Raw genomic sequence first — 900 nt, 5'->3', positions numbered from 1 at the left:
ATACAGCCTCACGTCTGATAGGGGCGCCGCCAGGTTATGTCGGTTATGATCAAGGCGGTCTGCTTACTGAAAAAATCAATCAGCATCCGCACTGTGTATTGTTGTTTGATGAGATTGAAAAAGCGCATCCTGATGTTTTCAATTTACTATTGCAAGTCATGGACCACGGTACGCTAACTGACAACAACGGCCGTGTGGCTAGCTTTAAGCAAGTTATTGTTATTATGACGACCAACGTGGGTGCAGATAGTATCAGTCGCTCATCTATGGGCTTTACTCAACAAGATCACAGTCGCGACAATACTGAAGCGCTAAAACGAGTCTTTACGCCTGAGTTCCGTAATCGTTTAGATGCGATCATTCAGTTCAATCCTTTAGATACAGAAGTAGTGATCTCAGTTGTTGATAAGTTCTTAGTAGAGCTGCAAGTACAGCTTGATGACAAACAGGTCACTTTAGAGATTGACGATGAGGTACGTGACTATCTTGCTGATAAAGGGTATGACCGTTTAATGGGTGCGCGTCCTATGCAGCGTCTAATACAAGATGAGATTAAAAAACCATTGGCAAATATGATTTTGTTTGGTGATTTGGTTAATGGCGGAGTGGTACATATATCTCTAGAACCGGAACATGATGAAGAATCTAATACTACTTCTAACGAAGTTTTGTTGAATAAAGATGAGGCCACATCAAGTACTAGTATGCAAACTGATAAAGGTTCAGCGGATAGCCGTATTATTCTAACTGTGGTTGAAACTCATGAACCACATTCAGACTCTGAGTCATTAGCAAGTTAACAATATTCTTTCTTTAGATAAAAAACGGTTACTTAGGTAGCCGTTTTTTTGTGATATTCGATTATGCGATTGCTATACTTTATAACAAATTTGGCATAAC

The 900-nt window shown here is 39.9% G+C and carries 1 protein-coding gene; it reads left to right on the top strand.

Annotated elements, in window-relative coordinates; translation table 11 throughout:
• Nucleotides 1–800 (top strand): AAA family ATPase (locus tag ACS8FD_RS18095; protein ID WP_439276866.1); only part of this gene is annotated, 800 nt, incomplete at its 5' end.
• Between the last annotated feature and the right edge of the window lie 100 nt (nt 801–900).

This window comes from Psychrobacter sp. 1U2, from assembly GCF_051847575.1.
Note: the sequence above shows the minus strand (reverse complement) of the source record. Positions and strands in the feature narration are given on the sequence as shown.